The organism is Dokdonia sp. Asnod3-C12, from assembly GCF_045063975.1.
In the GTDB taxonomy this organism is placed as follows: Bacteria; Bacteroidota; Bacteroidia; order Flavobacteriales; family Flavobacteriaceae; genus Dokdonia.
Map to the genome: position 1 here is coordinate 1,559,549 of NZ_JBEFNY010000003.1, position 20,210 is coordinate 1,579,758.

A 20,210-nucleotide genomic window follows, 5' to 3' on the forward strand; every position below is an offset into this window, starting at 1 on the left:
TTTGCCATTTTTTGCAATACGCAATTCCAATTATCTAATAATCAAATGCTATGCTGAATAAGAGCATTAAATTTCTCATAGAAAACAAACTTGTTGCTGTTCTACTACTCGCCCTATTCGTGGGTTGGGGCGTGGTTAATGCGCCTTTTAATTGGGAAACTGGCTTTCTGCCTACAGAGCCAGTTGCCGTAGATGCCATACCTGATATTGGCGAGAACCAGCAGATTGTTTTTACCAAGTGGCAAGGTCGCTCGCCACAGGATATAGAAGACCAAATCACATATCCGCTTACCACTTCCCTTCTGGGTATTCCAGGCGTGAAAACCATTCGTAGTTCTTCTATGTTTGGATTTTCGAGCATCTACATCATTTTTGAAGAAGACATTGAGTTCTACTGGTCACGCAGTCGCATACTCGAAAAACTGAACTCACTTCCTGCAAACCTTTTGCCCGATGGTGTCAACCCATCATTAGGGCCAGATGCCACAGGTCTGGGACAGATATTTTGGTACACGTTGGAAGGTCGTGATAAAGACGGAAACGTGACTGGCGGTTGGGATTTACAGGAATTGCGTAGTATTCAGGATTACTATGTAAAGTTCGGGCTATCCTCTGCAAGTGGTGTTTCTGAGGTAGCTTCCATAGGTGGCTATGTTCAGGAATATCAAGTCGATATCGACCCAGAAAAAATGCGCCAGTACAATGTAAGTATGGGCGATGTGGTCAAGGCCGTAAAGCAGAGTAATCAAGATATAGGCGCACAAACGCTCGAAATCAATCAAGCAGAATATCTTGTGCGCGGATTAGGTTACGTAAAGTCTATCGCAGACATTGAAAGTGCGGTGGTTGATTCTGAAAATTTTACTTCAATCCGTATCAAAGATGTGGCTAATGTTCATTTAGGGCCAGCCACAAGACGTGGTATTCTGGATAAGGAAGGTGCCGAAGTCGTAGGTGGTGTTGTAGTCGCTCGCTATGGTGCAAATCCGTTGGAAGTTATCAATAATGTGAAGGCACAAATTGCCGAAATCAGCTCTGGTCTTCCCACAAAAACCTTGGCAGATGGTCGCACTTCACAAGTAACCATCGTTCCATTTTACGACCGTACCGAACTCATTCAAGAAACGCTGGACACGCTAAACGAAGCCCTGACTTTGGAAATCTTGATTACCATTTTGGTCATTATCATAATGGTGTTCAACCTGCGAGCATCTATACTTATTTCAGGATTATTGCCCGTAGCCGTTTTGATGGTATTTATTACGATGAAGCTCTTTAATGTAGATGCAAATATCGTTGCGCTTTCAGGTATCGCCATTGCCATCGGTACAATGGTGGACGTGGGTGTCATACTCGCTGAAAATATGATACGGCATTTGGAAGATGAAAAGTTACGCCTTAATGAAAACGGTAAGGAATACAGTACAAACGAAATCATCTACAACGCAACTGCCGAAGTTTCTGGTGCTATCCTAACCGCAGTTTTAACAACAATAATCAGTTTCTTGCCCGTATTCACGATGATTGGTGCCGAAGGAAAACTGTTTCGTCCACTTGCCTTTACTAAAACAATGGCACTCACTGCATCGCTCGTCATTGCGCTGTTTATTATTCCACCCATCGCGGCATTCCTTTTCCGCAAGACGAGTGTACGAGAACGCACCCAATATGCCATCAATGGCGTACTTGTTTTATTGGGGATTCTCGCCATCGTTTATGGCTTTTGGTTAGGACTAATTCTTATCGCCTTTGCCATCACATCATTTTTAAAGATGCGTGGTACGCTTTCGCGAAAGCGTAAAAACCTAATCGACATTATCATTTCATCGGTTGCCATCGTGTTTTTGCTCGCGACCTATTGGCGACCGTTAGGCTTTGACCGAAGCATCGTGATGAACCTGATATTTGTTTCCACTATCTGTTTTGGATTGCTCGGTGTATTCTCAATTTTCAGGATATATTACGAGCGTATTTTGCGATGGGCACTTCAGAACCGATATCTATTCTTAATCGTTCCGGCTACGGTGCTCACGCTCGGTATTCTCATAATGCGAAATACGGGCAAAGAGTTTATGCCAGCGCTCAATGAAGGTTCATTCCTTTTAATGCCTACCTCACTACCGCACGCAGGTGTCGAAGAAAACAAACGTGTTCTGCAACAGCTCGATATGGCGGTGGCAAGCATTCCTGAAATTGAAACCGTGGTAGGAAAAGCTGGAAGGACAGAAAGCGCTCTTGACCCAGCACCACTCTCAATGTACGAAAACGTCATTCAGTATAAATCTGAATATATGCGAAATAGCTCTGGCGAGCGACAACGCTATAAGGTTAATGACGATGGATTGTTTGTGCTGAAGAACAATAAATTCATCATCAACCCAAATAATGACATAGATGAAGATGTAAACTATGAAAAAGCTTCGCTCAAGACTACTGCCTCACGCAATGATTTGATTGAAGATGAAGATGGCGAATACTATCGCAACTGGCGACCAGAAATCAGCAGTCCAGATGATATTTGGAACGAGATAGTACGAGTTACGAAGTTGCCTAGCGTGACATCTGCACCTAAGTTGCAACCCATCGAAACCCGATTGGTAATGCTACAAACGGGAATGCGAGCACCTATGGGTATCAAGGTAAAAGGTCCCGATTTAAAGTCGATAGAAAACTTTGGACTGCAACTGGAAGACATTTTAAAACAAGCCGAAGGTGTTAAAGAACAAGCCGTCTTTGCAGACCGAATCGTGGGCAAACCGTACTTGCTCATCGATATTAAGCGAGACCAACTGGCACGTTACGGCATATCTATAATGGATGTGCAGGAAATCCTTCAAGTGGCGGTTGGTGGTATGCCACTCACACAAACCGTGGAAGGTCGTGAACGCTATGCCGTGCGTGTACGTTATCCACGAGAGTTACGGGCAAATCCAGACGACCTTAAAAACATCTACGTTCCCGTAGAAAAAGGCAGTCCTGTACCGCTGGGTGAATTGGTTGAAATTCGATACGAACAAGGACCACAAGTCATTAAGAGCGAAGATACTTTTCTAATTGGCTATGTGCTGTTTGATAAACTCGATGGCTTTGCCGAAGTAGATGTGGTGGAAAATGCTCAAGCCTTAATCCAAGAAAACATTGACAACGGTACGCTGGTCGTACCCCAAGGTGTTAGCTATCGCTTTACGGGAACTTATGAAAATCAGTTGCGAGCAGAAAAAACCTTATCGGTTGTCGTACCACTTTGTTTGCTCGTTATTTTCTTGATTTTGTATTTCCAGTTTAGATCGGTTTCTACATCGCTTATGGTGTTTACAGCAATCGCCGTAGCCTTTGCAGGTGGTTTCATAATGATTTGGTTGTATGGGCAAGAATGGTTTTTCAATTTCAGCTTTTTTGGCGAGAACCTACGGGACTTATTCAATATGAAAACCATCAATTTAAGTGTGGCCGTTTGGGTTGGTTTTATAGCTCTTTTCGGTATCGCAACGGATGATGGCGTGGTAATGGCCACCTATTTAGACCAATCTTTCAAAAGCAATGACCCAGATTCTCAAAAAGATATAAGGCTCGCCACTTTGGAAGCGGCTGGAAAACGTATCCGTCCGTGTTTGATGACAACCGTAACCACAGTTTTGGCACTACTACCAGTACTCACATCTACAGGAAAGGGAAGCGATATAATGATACCGATGGCGATACCCATTTTTGGCGGAATGATAATCGATGTCACGTCCTATTTCCTACTGCCAGTCCTATACAGCTGGAAAAAGGAATACCAACTTAAAAAAGCAAACAGATGAAAAAATTAAAATATATACTGGTGTTCTTGTTTGTTTCCGCTTTCGCGAAAGCGCAACAATTACAATCCTACATTCAGGAAGCCGAAGCCAACAATCCAGAAATTCAAGCCTTTGAATTGCGCTACAACATCGCCGAAGAAAAGGTAAACGAAGCCAACTGGATTCCCAATACCGAAGTAAGTGCCGGCTATTTTGTGAGCGAGCCAGAAACCAGAGTGGGCGCGCAACGAGCACGTATAGGTGTCAAGCAAATGTTGCCGTGGTTCGGTACTATCACGGCTCGTGAAAATTATGCAACCGCAATGGCAGATGCCGAATATGTAGACATCACGATTGCAAAACGCAAACTCGCACTTTCGGTCGCACAATCCTATTATCGTTTGTATTCCATACGTGCCAAGCAAGCCGTACTGGACGAAAACATACAACTACTGGAAACCTATGAGCGACTTGCACTCACATCTGTAGAAGTGGGCAAAGCGAGCGCCGTAGATGTATTACGACTTCAGATACGGCAGAACGAGTTACAGCAACAAAAAGAAGTGCTGGAAGAAGAATTTACAGCAGAACAAACAGCTTTCAACAACTTGCTTAATCGTGATTCAATGATGAATGTTGACGTAATTCCAGAAATGGAAATTCCGCAGGAAGACCCATTTTATGACAATGAAGCGCTGACGCTAAATCCGGAACTACTCAAGTACGATAAGCTCTATGAATCGGTAGCACAATCTGAATTGCTCAACCAGCGTGAGAGCTTGCCTATGATTGGTTTTGGTTTGGATTACTTGCCTGTAACTGAACGTAGCGATGTCAACTTCAGCGATAATGGGAAAGATGTATTGATGCCTATGGTTTCGGTGTCCATCCCCATTTTCAACAACCGTTATAAATCTATTTCAAGGCAAAATGAACTGCGTCAGCAAGAAATAGAAACACAACGGGAACAACGATTAAATGTGTTGGAATCCGCTTTCGCGAAAGCGCAATCGCAACGCAATCAAGCACGCATAGCATACAACACACAAGCCCGAAACCTAAAGAAAGCGCAAGATGCCGAAGAAATTCTAATAAAAAATTATGAGACAGGCACTATAGACTTTAATGATGTGCTGGATATTCAGGAATTGCAGTTAAAATTTCAAATGAATCAAATCGAGTCGGTAAAAGGGTACTATGTGCAATCGTCCATTATCAACTATTTAATAAATCAATAATCTAAATATATATCCTATGAAAAACGTAATTAAAACAACATTATTAATGCTTGCCTTAGTAAGCTTTGTTTCGTGTAAGAATGAAACTAAAAACGATAAAAACACATCAAATTCTGAAACTGCTACGATGGCAGAATTGTCTTTTGAAGATGAAAATGTAGGCAAACAATTTCAGCATTATATCCACCTTAAAACCGCATTGGTAAATTCAGATATGGACGAAGCGAAAACTGGTGCAAAAATGCTTTTGGAAAATTCAGACGATGCCACTTTAAAAGAATTGCTTTCTAAAATTTCTGCATCAAATGATATTGAAAAACAGCGCGCCTTGTTTTCTGATGTGACAGAGAAAATGACTGGCATTGTCAACGAATCAATTAATTCGGGCGAAGTGTTTCAGCAATTCTGCCCAATGGCTTTTAACAATGAAGGTGGCTACTGGTTATCGACGGAAGAAGAAATCCGTAATCCTTACTTCGGCGATAGAATGTTAAAATGTGGTAAAGTGACGGAAACTATTAAGTAAAATGAAAAGTGATGGATAAATTTTTAGAACAATGGGGCGAAGCCGCATATACGACTACCGGATTTTTCTGGATGGCATTGTGGGCATTTATTTTGGGCTATATCATCAGTAGTATGATACAGGTTTTTATAACCGAAAAACGGATGCAGAAAACAATGGGCGAAAATGAAAAGAAGAGTGTACTTCTTGGAACATTTTTCGGATTTATAAGCAGTTCGTGCAGCTTTGCCGCACTTGCTTCTACCAAGTCCATTTTTAAGAAAGGTGCCAGCTTTGTTTCATCTATCGCTTTCTTACTGGCATCTACAAATCTTGTCATCGAGCTGGGTATCATCATATCCATTTTCTTGGGATGGCAGTTTGTAGTGGGCGAATATGTGGGCGGTATTTTGCTCATTCTCATTTGCTGGATTTTAATACGCCTTATCAACCCGAAAAAACTTATCCAAAAAGCCCGCAAAAACCTTAAAAGCGAAGGCGACGATGAAGAGATGGATGATTCCACCGATTGGAAAAAACAAATACAGCAAGAATCGAGCTGGGCAAAAGTAGCCAAGAAATACAAGATGGAATGGCAGATGGTCTGGAAGGATGTTACCGTAGGTTTTACCATCGCAGGTATCGTCGCGGCTTTTGTACCTGATTCATTTTTCCAAACGCTGTTTATCAATAGTGGTAAAGGCAATACAGATTTTACGTTTCTTGAAATATTGGAACATATAGTCGTAGGTCCAATTGCCGCATTCTTAACCTTTATAGGCTCGATGGGTAACATCCCATTGGCAGCTTTGTTATTTGGTAAAGGTGTGAGTTTTGCAGGGGTTATGGCATTTATTTTTAGTGATTTGGTGGTTTTTCCGGTATTACGTATCAACGCAAAATACTATGGTTGGAAAATGTCATTTTTCATTGTATTCCTATTATTCACAGCACTAATAGGTACGGCACTTGCCCTTCATTATAGTTTTGATTTACTGAACATATTGCCAGATCCGTCACAGGTTACCATTCAGGATAAAGAACATTTTAAATTGGATTATACCTTTTACCTGAATATCGCCTTCCTTGCCATTTCAGGATATCTAATTTATCTGGGATTTTTCAAGAAAAAAGATGTGGAACACTCAATGAGTGAGATGGCACCAAAAAGCCCATTGCTTGAAACCGTTTTAAAGTATGTCGCTATCGCCTGCTATATCTGGCTGGCAGGCGGATTAATCACTAAATTTTTAATTTAATAAAATGAAACACACATTTAACATACAAGGGATGACCTGCAATGGTTGTCGCACCAGCGTTGAGAAAAAGCTTTCGCAAGTAAACGGTGTTACAAACGCATCTGTAAATCTTGAAAAGGAAGAAGCGGTCATTCAAATGGATAGCCATATCGATACGGCAACATTTCAAAATGCACTTCCAGAAAAATATACCATTTCAGAAAAGAAAACCGAGCAAAATGTTTTTGCAAATATTAATGATGGTAACGCTTTCGCGAAAGCAGAAACCGAAAAAACCAAGCTTCAACAGCTCAAACCGTTGCTCATTATTTTAGGCTACATCGCTATTGCAACGGTTTTACTGAACTATTCACGGGAAAATTGGGATGGTGCGATGCTTGACTTTATGGGTCTGTTCTTCATTGTTTTCAGCTTCTTTAAGATTTTAGATTTAAAAGGCTTTCCTGACAGTTTTAGAATGTACGACCCGCTTGCCAAAGTTGTACCTGCCTATGCTTGGGTATATCCATTTATTGAAACAGCGCTGGGATTAATGTTCTTGATGCGATTTAAAATACCTACCGCATTAATCGCCACGCTTATCATTTTGGGAATTACAACCGTGGGTGTAACTAAAATATTGCTGGATAAGAAATCGATACAATGCGCTTGTCTGGGTACTGCTCTAAAGCTACCTATGACCGAAGCCACCTTTATAGAAAACGCCATTATGATTGTAATGGCCGTTGTAATGCTAATTCAATATGTAAACTAAAAAACCAAAAATTATGAATTCAAACGAACACACAAATTCAGGAAAATCAAAAAATCATTATACACGTTTTGTAGCGATGCTGGCTTGCTCTTTTGTAGCAATGTATATCACGATGTATTTAAATACCTATGAATGGGACCACGTATGGTTTAGTCTTACGAGATTTTATATGGTCTGTTTAGGTATCTCAGCTATGGCCATCATAATGTTTGTTGCAATGCGTGGTATGTATCAAAATAAAAAGAAAAATTTAGCGATAGTCTTGGGAAGTATAGTTCTCTTTGCAGGTGCATTGGGACTTGTACGTGACCAAAAGTCAACTGTTGGCGATATACTTTGGATGAAGGCAATGATACCGCACCACTCAATAGCAATTCTAACAAGTGAGCGTGCAGATATTAAAGACCCAGAAGTTAAAAAGCTAGCTGACGATATCATTAAGGCACAGCGTAAAGAAATTGCAGAGATGAAAGCAATGATAAACCGTTTACAGAACGAAGAATAAAATTATGAATAAAAACATTTTATATATAGGAATTGCTGTCGTGGTAGGGCTATTTGCTGGATGGCTTATTTTTGGAAATGGGTCGAGTGATTCAAATAAGGATATGTCTGAAATGTCAGACCACGACCACTCTGGCGAAACCGAAGACCAAATGTGGACGTGTTCAATGCACCCACAGATAATGCAACCCGAAGCTGGTGATTGCCCTATATGTGGAATGGACTTAATCCCTGCGGAAGCTGGTGCTGAAGGTCTTGCAGCAAACGAGATTAAAATGACCGAAAACGCAATGGCGTTGGCAAATATCCAAACTACTATCGTGGGGAATACGCAAGTAAGCGATGATGATGGGATGATATCCCTTTCGGGGAAAATAGCTGCAAACGAAGAAAATAATACCGTGCAAGCCAGTTATTTTAAAGGTAGGATAGAACGACTTAATGTCAACTATGAAGGTCAGCGAGTAAAGCGTGGTCAGTTACTGGCAACCATTTACGCGCCAGACCTTGTCGCGGCGCAGCAGGAATTAATTACAGCTGCATCGCTGAAAGAATCACAACCAGCTTTATACAAAGCGGTGCGCAATAAGCTCAAAAACTGGAAACTTTCAGAAAAACAAATCAATGCAATTGAAGAAAGTGGCAGCGTACGTGACAACTTCCCTATTTATGCAACTGTTTCAGGAACGGTTTCAGAAGTAATGGCTGCGCAGGGTGATTATGTTAATCAAGGACAGCCTATTATTAAATTGAGCAACCTTAATTCAGTTTGGGCAGAATTTGATGCCTATGAAAATCAGATTGCACAATTTAAGGTTGGACAAAAAATCAACATTACGACCAATGCCTATCCCAATAAGGAATTTGAAGGAACTATCTCTTTCATCGACCCTATGCTTAACAAAGCAACACGTACGGTAACGGTGCGTGCAACCTTACAAAATCGAGACGATCTATTTAAACCAGGAATGTTTGTGACTGGAAAGGTAGAAGGTGCAACCCAAACTATGGAAAACGCTCTTTCTGTTCCAGCAAGTGCTGTATTATGGACTGGCGAGCGTTCATTAGTATATATAAAAACCAATCCTAATGAGCCTATTTTTGAAATGCGAGAAGTTACCTTGGGCAATCGCTCTGGTGAGAATTACCAAGTATCGACTGGACTGAATAATGGCGATGAAATAGTAACTAATGGGACGTTTACAGTAGATGCAGCTGCGCAACTGCAAGGTAAAAAATCAATGATGAATCAGCTATGATGGGCGATATGGAAATGAGTTTCAGTAATACGTTCAGTTCTGATTTCAACAAAGCATTACCATCATATCTTAAAATGAAAGATGCTCTTGTGGCAAGCGATGCTGGTCAGGTTTCCGCTTTCGCGAAAGCGACATCAAAAAAATTAAAGGAAATATCTATAACGGAATTAGGCAAAATGGAAAAGCAGCATCTTACCAAAAGTATTGAGATGTTGGATGCTATTGTTGCCAATAACAATTTGGAAAACCAGCGAGCACATTTTGTGATACTCAATGAGAATATCGTGCCTATTGCTATGAACATAGAAAACTCAACAAATTACTATGTCCAAAAATGCCCAATGGCAAACAACAATAAAGGGGCGGTTTGGTTGAGTACAGAAGAAGAAATAAAGAATCCTTATTATGGCGATGCGATGTTGACCTGTGGTAGTGTGATTGATTCGTTGTAAAATCCCTTTGCAACTCAATTGCATCATTATTCTTTTATCTTTGTATAATTAATGAAAGCATTTTATTCTATATCAATGTCAATGTTATTCCTTTTTCAAGGAATAACGGCCAATATGGAAATATGTGAACAAATAGAGAAATTCTCACATTTTATATCACATTATCAAATGCATAAAGAGTATGGTGGAGATACCTTTTATGAATATGTAGTAGAGGTAATTTTCAGTGATCAAGCAGATAATAAAGACCATCACGACGGCTCGCACGATGATAGTGCACCAGTACATTCACACCATCAATGCTGTCATCCTACAGTTTTTTTAACGCCTTCTAACGCGTTAGCCTTAAAGCCTCTTCTTTTTAAAGAAAGAGCGACATATTCACATTATTCTTATCAATTTAATTCCAGATATCTGGAATCTCTTTTCCAGCCACCACGGGCATAATTCAGTTTTAATAGGACAACTATATCCTTTTTTGAAGTTTTCCTAATAGGAATACTCAACTATGTTTTTGCTTTCGCGAAAGCGTAAACTCATTTTTTTAACTGAATTAATACATTAATCTATGATTAATAGAATCATTGATTTTTCAATCAATAACAAATTTATCATTGGTCTTTTCACGTTGACTCTTATAGGAGTTGGTATTTGGTCAATGGCAACAGTAAACCTTGGGTCTGTACCAGATATTACAAATAATCAGGTGCAGGTCATCACGCAATCGCCTAATCTGGGAACGGAAGATATCGAACAGTTCGTAACCTATCCCGTAGAGCTATCTATGGGTAATTTACCTGGTGTTACTGAAATTAGATCCATTTCAAGATTTGGGCTCTCTGTAGTAACCATCGTTTTTGAAGACGATATGGGAACCTATCTTCCTAGACAACTGGTAGGGGAAAAACTCAACGAACTTGGAGAATCTATACCTGAAAAATTTGGAAGTCCATCTATGGGTCCCATTTCCACAGGATTAGGCCAAATTTATGAATACACAATTCAACCAGAAGAAGGTTTTGAAACCAAGTATTCGCCTATGGAACTGCGCACCGCGCAAGATTGGGTTATCAAAAGACAACTCACATTATTGGAAGGCGTTGTAGAGGTCAACTCTTATGGTGGTAGCATAAAACAATATGAAGTTGCTGTCGATCCAGAGAAGTTAAACAGTATGGGTATCAGCATTTCACAAGTGTATGAGGCTCTCTCACAGAACAACGTAAATACTGGTGGCGCTTATATAGAGAAAAATAAAATGTCAAATTTTATAAGAGGTGAAGGTCTAATTCGCTCTTTGGAAGACATTAAGGATATTTCCATTATTAATGAGGGCAACATTCCTATTACTATTGGGGACGTGGCAACGCGCGTCCATTTTGGGAGTCAAGTACGCTATGGTGCTTTTACACAAGACGGTAAAGAAGCTGTGGGCGGTATGATAATGATGCTCAAGGGCTCTAATCCTAATGCAGTCATTCAAAATGTAAAGGATCGTATGGCAGAAATTGAAAAATCTCTACCAGATGGTCTGACTATCGCCCCAATAATTGATCGTAGTGAGCTTATTGCAAGAACCACCGATACAGTTAAAACCAATCTTCTGGAAGGTGCATTGATTGTGATTTTTGCACTTGTCCTATTGTTGGGTAGTTTAAGAGGTGGAATCATAACTGCTACTACGATACCATTGTCCTTACTTTTTGCCTTTATTCTTATGAAGCAGTTTAATGTATGGGCAAACTTGATGAGTCTGGGAGCAATAGATTTTGGAATCATCATAGATGGTGCTGTAATTATTATTGAAGGAACGGTGTATGAAATCCAAAAAAGAATAAGGTCTGGTAAGCTAAAATTCAATCAAGGAGTGATGGATAAAGTTGCCTATGATGCCGGAAGCACGATGATGGGTTCTGCGTTCTTTGGACAGATTATTATTCTCATTGTTTTTACACCTATACTTTTTCTTACTGGTGTAGAAGGTAAAATGTTTAAACCTATGGCATACACCTTTGGGTTTGCAATGATAGGTGCCATCATTCTATGTCTTACGTACGTTCCTATGATGGCAGCACTTTTTATGAAACCAGTACAAAACACCAAAAATTGGTTTGGCAAATTTGAGCGCAGGCTCGAAAAGATAAGTGATAAAATCATAGGTGCTATTCATAGTGCATATATGCCTTTATTAAAAGGTGCTCTTAAACTGAAGTTTATCGTTTTATCAGCTGCTACCGTACTACTTGTTATCGCTGGATTCATATTTTCTAATATGGGAGGAGAATTTGTACCACAGCTTGATGAAGGAGATTTAGCAATGCAGGCACTTATAAGACCAGGAAGTTCGCTAACAGAATCTATTGAAGTTTCCAAGAAAATAGAAACCATCCTATTAGAAAGTTTCCCTGAAATCAAGACGGTAACTGCTCGTATAGGTGTTGCAGATATTCCTACAGATCCTATGCCTATGGATATTGCAGATATGTACATTATCCTTAATAAGGATATGGACGAGTGGACAACAGTTTCTACTAAAGAAGGTTTAATAGATGCTATAAGAGATAAACTGGATGATGAACTGGTGGGTGTGAATTTAGTTTTTACCCAACCGGTTGAATTGAGATTTAACGAGCTGTTAGAAGGCGTAAGAGAGGATATTGCTGTAAAGCTGTATGGCGAGGATTTAGAGGTTTTATCAGAAAAAGTTCAGGAAATGGCGGCTATTATACAAACCGTTCCTGGCGCTGGCGATGTAAGTGCAGAACGTACTGCTGGATTACCACAGATGACCGTAAAATATAGGCGTGATAAAATGGCGCAATACGGACTGAATATTCAAAAAGTAAATGATTACGTAAGTACCGCTTTTGCTGGAGGAACCGCTGGAGTCATCTTTGAAGGCGAAAAGCGATTTGATCTTGTTGTACGATTTGATGAAAGTCATAGAAAAAGTATTGATGACCTGCGCAATATGTATATTGATCTTAAGGATGGTAGTCAGGTGCCCATTATCGAAATAGCCGAGATTGAATATGTCCCTGGACCTATGCAAATCTCACGTGACAATACGTATAGAAGAACGTATGTAGGTGTAAATGCCCGAGGCAGAGATGTAGAATCTGTCGTTAAGGATATTCAACAAAAACTGAATGAAGAATTGGACTTACCATCAGGATATTATATTACCTATGGTGGAGAGTTTGAAAACCTACAAAGCGCAAAGGATCGTTTGATAATCGTTGTGCCCATCGCCCTGTTTTTAATCTTAATACTGCTATACTTTGCGTTAAAATCCTTTTCACAATCTTTAATGATTTACATCGCGATTCCTTTGGCAGCCATAGGTGGTGTATTTGCTTTATGGCTTCGCGGTATGCCATTTAGTATCTCGGCAGGTGTAGGGTTTATTGTACTATTTGGTGTGGCAGTTCTTAACGGTTTGGTACTTATAAACCGGTTTAATTCTCTTAAAGACGAAGGTGTTATAAGCATAAAGAATAGAATATTTCAAGGGACTAAAGAACGTATTCGCCCTATTATGCTCACGGCGACCACAGATATTTTTGGCTTTTTACCAATGGCATTTTCCACATCGGCTGGTGCAGAGGTACAACAGCCACTTGCGACGGTGGTTATAGGTGGTATGCTTACGGCAACGCTGCTTACATTAATCGTTCTTCCCGTGCTTTATACATTTATAGAAAAGAGACGTGAGCGCAAAGATCAGAACAAGATGGGTTCTTTTAATCCGCAAGCGTCAACTACGATTTTAATAGTTGGTTTTATTTTAGGTGGCACCGCTTTCGCGAAAGCGCAACAATCACAAGCACCTGTGCAAGACATTGTTGTCCAGGATAGCATCATACCCATCGCAATTTCACAAGCCATAGAAATTGCCAAAGAGAATTATCCTGTGCTGAAAGCGAGCCAACTCGAAATCGAAAGACAGAACGCACTTAAGGGCATTGCTTACGACTTCGGTAATACCCAAGTTTTTACTGGTGGCGAAGAGATTACAGACGGTCAAGGCATTTATACCGTGATAGGCATCGGGCAACAGAATATTGATCTACTGGGCATAGGAGCCAAAAAACGTTTGCAACAACGACGTATCGAGTTGGCACAAACTGCATTTAACCTTTCTGGAATTCAGATAGAATTGGAAGTCAAAAGAGCGTGGTCAGAAACATTTCAAGCAAAAAAGAAGTTCTCTTTGTACCGTGAATTGGATAGCATTTATGGTCAATTTTCAAAATCTGTAGAACTAAATTATGAAGTCGAAGCTATTTCACGGTTGGAATATGCCGCCGCGCGCAATCAGGCCTTGCAAATCAACAACAAATTTCAGCAGGCAGAAATTGATTATTTCATCGCGTTACAAAAACTCAATCTTTGGTTAACACCAGAAACGATGTATACCGTAACTAATGATTTGGAAGTTGCCGAAATTTCGATTTTGGATGCCGATGATACATTAGATGAACATCCCGATTTATTGCTTTCGCGAAAGCTTATAGATGAAGCACAAGCAAGCTACGACGCAGCTAGAGCAAACTTATTACCCAAGTTCAACCTGCAAGGTGGCTTGCAGCGTGTTAATGGCGATAGTAGTTTTTATACCTATCAAGCTGGAATTTCCATTCCGTTATTTTCTGGTCCAGACCGCAGTCGTGCAAAGACTGCAAAACTGGATACACAGATAGCAGAAACAAATGCCACTTTCAAACAACGAGAGTTGCAATCACAATTCATACAGGCACGGCAAAATTTTACAAAGTGGCGAGACACGTGGTTTTTCTATAAAATCGAAGCGCTGCCACTTGCCATAGACCAGCGCAAAGGCGCATTGCTCGCTTACAAGGAAGGAGCACTGGATTATGCCGCATTCACGCAAATCATACGCGATGCCATACAAACAGAAATGGATGCGCTGGACGCACTCGATAATTATTTAGATGCCTTGTTTGAAATACAATATTTTCAAAACTAAAAATATGAAAACGAAAAAATATATACCTATTACAGCGATGCTATTAGCATTATTATTGACCAGTTGTGGCGACTCAAAAACTGCCAAAGATGAAACTAAAGAAAGTACACAAACTGAAGAAAGCCATACAGAAGGCGAAGCTGAAGAAGTGATGCTCACGGCACAACAGTTTGAAGCCTTGCAGATGGAAATTGATACGCTCTCTCAACGCAATATGAGCGGTTATGTAGAAGCAAACGGTACGTTGGAAGTACCACCGCAAAACGAAGCAAATATTACAGCCCTTACGGGAGCAAATATTGCATCCATAGAGGTAATAGAGGGCGACGAAGTCAAAAGGAATCAAGCAGTTGCCTATCTATCTCATCCCAGTATTATACAGATACAGAGTGATTACCTAAATGCATACAGCAATAGTCGGTTTTTAAAACAAGAATATGAACGTCAAAAAAGGCTTTACGAAGCTGGCGTAGCATCTGGTATGAATTATCAAAAAGCCACGGCAGATTATCAAGCATCTACTGCAATGGTAAACGGGCTGGAAGCACAATTACGACAGTATAATATTAAGGTGAGTGGCGTCCGCAATGGTACAATTTATCAGCTTGTTGCTTTGCGCAGTCCTATTGCAGGTGTGGTAGAAAAAGTTTTCATAAAAACTGGTCAATATGTGGAGCCACAGACCAATCTAATGGAAATAGTAGATACAGACCACGTACACGCAGATTTGATGGTTTTTGAAAAGGATGTGGACAAAGTGAAGAAGGGACAAAAGGTACGGTTCAGCATTCAATCTCGACCAGGAAAAGAACTGGAAGCAAAGATTTATTCAGTCAGCCAGACTTTTGAGCAGGACCCAAAAGCGGTTCACGTTCACGCTGAGATCGAAAATAAAGAAGGTGGTCTTATCCCTGGAATGTACATTAAAGGTAAGATTGAAGTTGATAATGAGAAGACTACAGCATTTCCTGAAAGTGCTATAGTCACAGAAGCTGGTAAGAATTATGTGTTTGAAGCTCATAGGGAAGATGATGCGTGGAGTTTTATACCAATTGAAATTACTACAGGCGAGAAAGATGGCGAATGGATAGCCATACGCTTTTTTGAAACCCCAGATCCTAATGCTCGTTTTGCATACAATAATGCTTATTACCTAATGGGAGAAATGAAAAAGGGAGAAACTGAACACGAACATTAATAACTATGGATAAGACAAGAAGAAATAATCTAAAACAAGCCAGAACGCTTCAAATCTGGAATGTTATTTATGATGTGATAGAAGTAGTTGTGTCACTCATAGCAGGAATCACAGCAAATAGTTCAGCCTTAATAGGTTGGGCTTTAGATAGCGTTATAGAAGTAATAAGTGCAGCAACATTAGGATGGCGATTACACGGCGAACTCAAAGGCATCGATGAAGAAAAAGTAAAGCGAAGACAAAAAATCACGTTGAACGTGATTGCAGTTTCATTTACTCTCATCTGCATTTTCATTTCTTACGACTCGATTACCAAGCTTATCAATAAGGAAACTGCAAGCTGGAGTACGCTTGGATTGATTATACTATTGGTCTCGCTAGTCGTGAATCCTATTTTGATTTATTACAAGAGAAAGTATGGTAATAAGTTAGACAGTCCAGGCTTATTGGCAGATGCCAAGGATACCTTTATTTGTTTGTATCAGACCGTAGTTGTATTGATTGGATTGCTATTGGTCAACTGGCTGGGCTGGTGGTGGGCAGATCCCGTAGCAGCATTACTTATCGTCCCGTATGCAGCAAAAGAAGGTTGGGAAGCCTACAAGAAGGCAAAAGATATTAATTATAACATCGCACAAAATGACTGAAATAGAAAAAACATTAAATGATAACAATGTGCGTCCTACTGCTATGCGCATCTTGATTTATAAACATTTAGCACAAAAAGATGTCGCTCAAGCTTTACTGGATATAGAAACCGCTTTCGCGAAAGCGGAACGATCTACCATTTTTAGAACATTAAAGACTTTCGAAGAAAACGGTATCGTACACCAAATAGAAGATGGAACAGGAAACACGAAATATGCTCTTTGTGAACCAGGTTGCAATTGTGAGATAGACCAAGATTTACACTTGCATTTTCATTGCAGTAATTGTGATGAAACTGTTTGCTTGACAGAACATAAAATACCACACATCAACCTACCTGATGGATACATTGCAGAAGATGTAAATCTTGTTGTGACAGGTATTTGTGAAAAGTGTAGTGGTTGACTTTGCACAACAGTTGCGCAATCATTTCATTAAATTTAACAAATTAAAAAAACTGATAAAATGTTACAGATAATAAGTTCGGATAAGGAAAATGTAATTGCAGCTCGCATCACAAAAAAGGTTTCAAAAAACGATGTAGAAAAAATTCATCCACTCATCCACAATATTGTTGATAAAGGAATGAAAGCCCATTTCTATTTTGAATTGGTCGATTTTGAAGGCTATACCCTAAAGGGTTTTTGGGAAGATATAAAAGTAGATGCGGCTCATATTTCAGACTACGGGAAAATGGCTTTTGTAGGTGATAAAGATTGGCAAAAATGGGTAGCAAAAGCTACTGATTTCTTTACCAGTTCTGAAGTAAGATTTTTTGAACTAGAAAACAAAGAAGATGCACAAGAATGGATTAATCTATAAGTCGAATAAATGAAATTTAATATTGCCATTCCCACAGCATTGAAAGCGCACTATGATAAAGAGATAGAATCATATCGAGTTGCTTTAAAGGAACAAAACTGGTCAACTGCGTGGCAACACTTGGAACGCTCTCACGTAATTGGTCAATCCTATCCATTTGAGCACAGCTACTCGCATTGGTTAATGTTGAATTTTGGTTTTAAACAAAAGGACTTTAAAGAAGTTGCAGGACAATTGATACGACTACTTGTAGGTGGGTGGAAATCATTCATTAATCACGTCCCTAAAGGTAATACAGGTGGTTCAAATGTGCCGCCATTAAAGAAAATGGAAGTTCCAGCAGATTTGAAATTTATTTTAAATCAACACAATTAAATAGAATGAAAAAACAAAAACAAAATTTAAGGGATATAAATCCCAAAGAACATCAAGGCGAACACAGCCACGACGATGGACACGATCACGATCACGGAGATGGTAGTTCATTTAAAACATACATTCCTGCGATAATTAGTTTTGTAATGCTAATTGTAGGTATTGCGGTAGACTATTTTAATGCTATTCCAGCATTTGAAGGTTGGGTACGTATTGTCTGGTATACTATTGCTTATTTACCTGTAGGTTTTCCAGTTATTAAAGAAGGTTGGAAAAGTATTATGCGTGGCGATGTCTTCACAGAATTTTTCTTAATGTCTATTGCCACCTTGGGTGCATTTGCGATAGGAGAATATCCAGAAGGTGTAGCCGTAATGTTATTTTATGCCGTGGGCGAGCTGTTCCAGAACGCAGCGGTCAATCGAGCAAAGAGCAATATAAAAGCACTACTCGATGTACGACCTAATGAAGCACTTGTATATCGCACTGGAGACTACATAGCTGTAGATCCTGAAACTGTTGAGATAGGCGATAAAATTCAAGTACGTGTGGGCGAGAAAGTACCATTAGATGGAATTTTACTTTCAGAAAAAGGCTCGTTCAATACCGCAGCGCTCACAGGCGAAAGCAAACCTGATACTATTGCAAAAAACGATACTGTTTTTGCTGGAAGCATTAATCTCGACGGTGTTATCGAGGTTGAAACCACCAGAGAATTTAAGGACAGTTCCATTGCCCGAATTCTCGATATGGTGCAAAACGCCACAGCAAGAAAATCAAAAACCGAATTATTTATTAGGAAGTTTGCGCGCATCTATACGCCAATTGTAGTATTTCTCGCTATTGGCCTTACTTTTTTGCCTTACTTCTTCATTGATGATTACGTGTTTAGAGATTGGTTGTATCGTGCATTGATATTCCTTGTAATTTCTTGTCCTTGTGCTTTGGTGATCTCGATACCGCTAGGTTATTTCGGTGGTTTGGGAGCTGCATCACGCAATGGAATTTTATTCAAGGGCGCATCATTTTTGGATGCAATGACACAGGTTAATACCGTAGTGATGGATAAAACAGGTACAGTAACTAAAGCAGTATTTAAGATTAAGGAAATTGTTACTGCTTCCGCTTTCGCGAAAGCAGAATTTATGAAATACCTAATGGCAATGGAAGAGCAATCCACGCACCCAATTGCAATAGCCATTATGGAATATAAAGCTGAAGGAGCAGATTATAATGCTACAGACGTTTCTGAAATTGCAGGTAAAGGTTTGAAAGGTAGCGTAAATGGAAAAACAGTCTTAGTTGGGAACAAGGCATTAATGACAGCAAACCAGATAGAAGTTCCAGCAGAAACCGACAACATTGTTGAGTCTATGGTGATGGTAGGCATTGATGGCGCATTTGCAGGTTATGTAACAATCGCCGATGAATTGAAAGACGATGCACATCAAGCGATCAAAGAAATAAGATCAGCAGGAATCGATAAGATTATAATGTTGTCTGGAGATAAGGATTCTATTACTCAAGAAGTAGCAAAAGAATTAGGCATCGACTGGGCAAAAGGTGGAATGCTACCAGAAGACAAACTCAATGAGGTGGAAAAATTAAAACAGCAACCAGATACTAAAGTGGCTTTTATAGGTGATGGTATTAATGATGCACCTGTACTTGCTGCCAGTGATGTAGGGATTGCGATGGGTGGTCTTGGTAGCGATGTGGCGGTTGAAACCGCAGACGTTATTATACAAACAGATCAACCCAGTAAAATATCCAGAGCGATAAAGATAGGCCGTTCAACACGACGTGTTGTTTGGCAAAATATCATACTTGCCTTTGGCGTAAAAGTTATTGTTTTAATATTAGGCGCTGGTGGTCTTGCCACAATGTGGGAAGCAGTCTTTGCTGATGTAGGTGTAGCATTGCTCGCTATTCTCAATGCCGTTAGATTGCAGAAAATGAAGTGGGATTAATGTCTTTCTTTTAAAATAGTATTTCAAGCCTCTTAATTTTAGGGGGCTTTCTATTATGTGATTGATTCCGCTCCAGCCCTTCCCCTTTCATTCCGCAGAAAAAGCTCCATTCCAAGAAAAGAGCTTCACTCACAAAATCTTGAACACAATCTCAAAGTTAAAAGGATGGTGAAAATAGAAATGGCTGACTAGAGACTATAGCATATTTAACCTAGAAGGAACTTTGAGATAGCGTTCGCTAAAAAAAATCATACTAAAACCTGCGTTAATTATCCCTGATTTTTCCCCTTTTAAGCTTTTTGAAGTGTTGATAACCCAATTTTCTCCTGTTAGTAATATTTCTACCACATTTTCAAATTCTATCAAATCATCCCAAATAAAATTAATTGAAATTTTCACTCATTAATTTTGAATGATTTTATTACTCTTTGATACAACTAACTGATTTGAAGTT

Annotated in this window: 15 protein-coding genes and 1 pseudogene; 15 read left to right on the top strand and 1 reads right to left on the bottom strand. The window is 39.7% G+C overall.

Annotated features, from left to right (window positions below; all coding sequences use genetic code 11):
- Nucleotides 1–50: 50 nt before the first annotated feature.
- The 15 genes and pseudogenes from ACJJVW_RS07220 to ACJJVW_RS07290 all read left to right on the top strand — a co-directional run bounded on the left by ACJJVW_RS07220 (nt 51) and on the right by ACJJVW_RS07290 (nt 19,756).
- Nucleotides 51–3,803: an efflux RND transporter permease subunit gene (locus tag ACJJVW_RS07220; RefSeq protein ID WP_108877497.1), complete on the top strand. Its 3,753-nt coding sequence runs from the start codon at nt 51–53 to the stop codon at nt 3,801–3,803.
- Nucleotides 3,800–5,020, top strand: a complete 1,221-nt coding sequence (locus ACJJVW_RS07225) for a TolC family protein (protein ID WP_405251188.1) — start codon at nt 3,800–3,802, stop codon at nt 5,018–5,020. Before ACJJVW_RS07220 ends, ACJJVW_RS07225 begins: the two co-directional genes overlap by 4 nt.
- Before the next feature lie 16 nt (nt 5,021–5,036).
- Complete coding sequence (locus ACJJVW_RS07230) at nt 5,037–5,546, top strand: DUF3347 domain-containing protein (RefSeq protein WP_298323326.1); 510 nt, start codon at nt 5,037–5,039, stop codon at nt 5,544–5,546.
- 11 nt (nt 5,547–5,557) lie between these two features.
- Nucleotides 5,558–6,784 (top strand): permease, encoded by a 1,227-nt coding sequence (locus ACJJVW_RS07235; protein ID WP_108877500.1) that lies wholly within the window; start codon nt 5,558–5,560, stop codon nt 6,782–6,784.
- A 4-nt stretch (nt 6,785–6,788) separates the two neighbouring features.
- Nucleotides 6,789–7,538: a heavy-metal-associated domain-containing protein gene (locus ACJJVW_RS07240; protein WP_108877501.1), complete on the top strand. Its 750-nt coding sequence runs from the start codon at nt 6,789–6,791 to the stop codon at nt 7,536–7,538.
- A 13-nt stretch (nt 7,539–7,551) separates the two neighbouring features.
- Nucleotides 7,552–8,043 carry a DUF305 domain-containing protein gene (locus tag ACJJVW_RS07245; protein ID WP_108877502.1) on the top strand — a complete coding sequence of 164 codons (492 nt, stop codon included), beginning with the start codon at nt 7,552–7,554 and terminating at the stop codon, nt 8,041–8,043.
- A 4-nt stretch (nt 8,044–8,047) separates the two neighbouring features.
- Nucleotides 8,048–9,753: pseudogene (locus ACJJVW_RS07250) on the top strand (efflux RND transporter periplasmic adaptor subunit).
- Nucleotides 9,754–9,804: 51 nt separating this feature from the next.
- Entirely contained in the window at nt 9,805–10,200 is a 396-nt protein-coding gene (locus tag ACJJVW_RS07255) for a hypothetical protein (protein ID WP_239057574.1), read from the top strand.
- Nucleotides 10,201–10,321: 121 nt separating this feature from the next.
- Nucleotides 10,322–14,743, top strand: a complete 4,422-nt coding sequence (locus tag ACJJVW_RS07260; RefSeq protein ID WP_405251189.1) for a CusA/CzcA family heavy metal efflux RND transporter — start codon at nt 10,322–10,324, stop codon at nt 14,741–14,743.
- A gap of 4 nt (nt 14,744–14,747) precedes the next feature.
- Complete coding sequence (locus ACJJVW_RS07265; RefSeq protein WP_108879251.1) at nt 14,748–15,941, top strand: efflux RND transporter periplasmic adaptor subunit; 1,194 nt, start codon at nt 14,748–14,750, stop codon at nt 15,939–15,941.
- A gap of 5 nt (nt 15,942–15,946) precedes the next feature.
- Nucleotides 15,947–16,588: a cation diffusion facilitator family transporter gene (locus tag ACJJVW_RS07270; protein WP_108877506.1), complete on the top strand. Its 642-nt coding sequence runs from the start codon at nt 15,947–15,949 to the stop codon at nt 16,586–16,588.
- On the top strand, nt 16,581–16,994 hold the full coding sequence (locus ACJJVW_RS07275; protein WP_108877507.1) for a Fur family transcriptional regulator: 414 nt from the start codon (nt 16,581–16,583) through the stop codon (nt 16,992–16,994). The genes ACJJVW_RS07270 and ACJJVW_RS07275 overlap by 8 nt, the downstream gene beginning before the upstream one ends.
- 60 nt (nt 16,995–17,054) lie before the next feature.
- Nucleotides 17,055–17,411 carry an STAS/SEC14 domain-containing protein gene (locus tag ACJJVW_RS07280; RefSeq protein ID WP_108877508.1) on the top strand — a complete coding sequence of 119 codons (357 nt, stop codon included), beginning with the start codon at nt 17,055–17,057 and terminating at the stop codon, nt 17,409–17,411.
- Nucleotides 17,412–17,420: 9 nt separating this feature from the next.
- Nucleotides 17,421–17,786 (top strand): DUF3703 domain-containing protein, encoded by a 366-nt coding sequence (locus ACJJVW_RS07285; RefSeq protein ID WP_298323310.1) that lies wholly within the window; start codon nt 17,421–17,423, stop codon nt 17,784–17,786.
- Between the two features lie 5 nt (nt 17,787–17,791).
- Complete coding sequence (locus ACJJVW_RS07290; RefSeq protein ID WP_108877509.1) at nt 17,792–19,756, top strand: heavy metal translocating P-type ATPase; 1,965 nt, start codon at nt 17,792–17,794, stop codon at nt 19,754–19,756.
- Nucleotides 19,757–19,951: 195 nt separating this feature from the next.
- Here ACJJVW_RS07290 and ACJJVW_RS07295 read toward each other — a convergent pair whose 3' ends face one another.
- A complete protein-coding gene (locus ACJJVW_RS07295; RefSeq protein ID WP_013750612.1) occupies nt 19,952–20,155 on the bottom strand; it encodes a hypothetical protein in 204 nt (67 codons plus the stop codon).
- Between the last annotated feature and the right edge of the window lie 55 nt (nt 20,156–20,210).

Bases quoted from the DNA above. Each gene is read 5' to 3' on its own strand.
- ACJJVW_RS07220 (WP_108877497.1), top strand. From the start codon at position 51: ATGCTGAATAAGAGCATTAAATTTCTCATAGAAAACAAACTTGTTGCT.
- ACJJVW_RS07225 (WP_405251188.1), top strand. From the start codon at position 3,800: ATGAAAAAATTAAAATATATACTGGTGTTCTTGTTTGTTTCCGCTTTC.
- ACJJVW_RS07230 (WP_298323326.1), top strand. From the start codon at position 5,037: ATGAAAAACGTAATTAAAACAACATTATTAATGCTTGCCTTAGTAAGC.
- ACJJVW_RS07235 (WP_108877500.1), top strand. From the start codon at position 5,558: ATGGATAAATTTTTAGAACAATGGGGCGAAGCCGCATATACGACTACC.
- ACJJVW_RS07240 (WP_108877501.1), top strand. From the start codon at position 6,789: ATGAAACACACATTTAACATACAAGGGATGACCTGCAATGGTTGTCGC.
- ACJJVW_RS07245 (WP_108877502.1), top strand. From the start codon at position 7,552: ATGAATTCAAACGAACACACAAATTCAGGAAAATCAAAAAATCATTAT.
- ACJJVW_RS07255 (WP_239057574.1), top strand. From the start codon at position 9,805: ATGAAAGCATTTTATTCTATATCAATGTCAATGTTATTCCTTTTTCAA.
- ACJJVW_RS07260 (WP_405251189.1), top strand. From the start codon at position 10,322: ATGATTAATAGAATCATTGATTTTTCAATCAATAACAAATTTATCATT.
- ACJJVW_RS07265 (WP_108879251.1), top strand. From the start codon at position 14,748: ATGAAAACGAAAAAATATATACCTATTACAGCGATGCTATTAGCATTA.
- ACJJVW_RS07270 (WP_108877506.1), top strand. From the start codon at position 15,947: ATGGATAAGACAAGAAGAAATAATCTAAAACAAGCCAGAACGCTTCAA.
- ACJJVW_RS07275 (WP_108877507.1), top strand. From the start codon at position 16,581: ATGACTGAAATAGAAAAAACATTAAATGATAACAATGTGCGTCCTACT.
- ACJJVW_RS07280 (WP_108877508.1), top strand. From the start codon at position 17,055: ATGTTACAGATAATAAGTTCGGATAAGGAAAATGTAATTGCAGCTCGC.
- ACJJVW_RS07285 (WP_298323310.1), top strand. From the start codon at position 17,421: ATGAAATTTAATATTGCCATTCCCACAGCATTGAAAGCGCACTATGAT.
- ACJJVW_RS07290 (WP_108877509.1), top strand. From the start codon at position 17,792: ATGAAAAAACAAAAACAAAATTTAAGGGATATAAATCCCAAAGAACAT.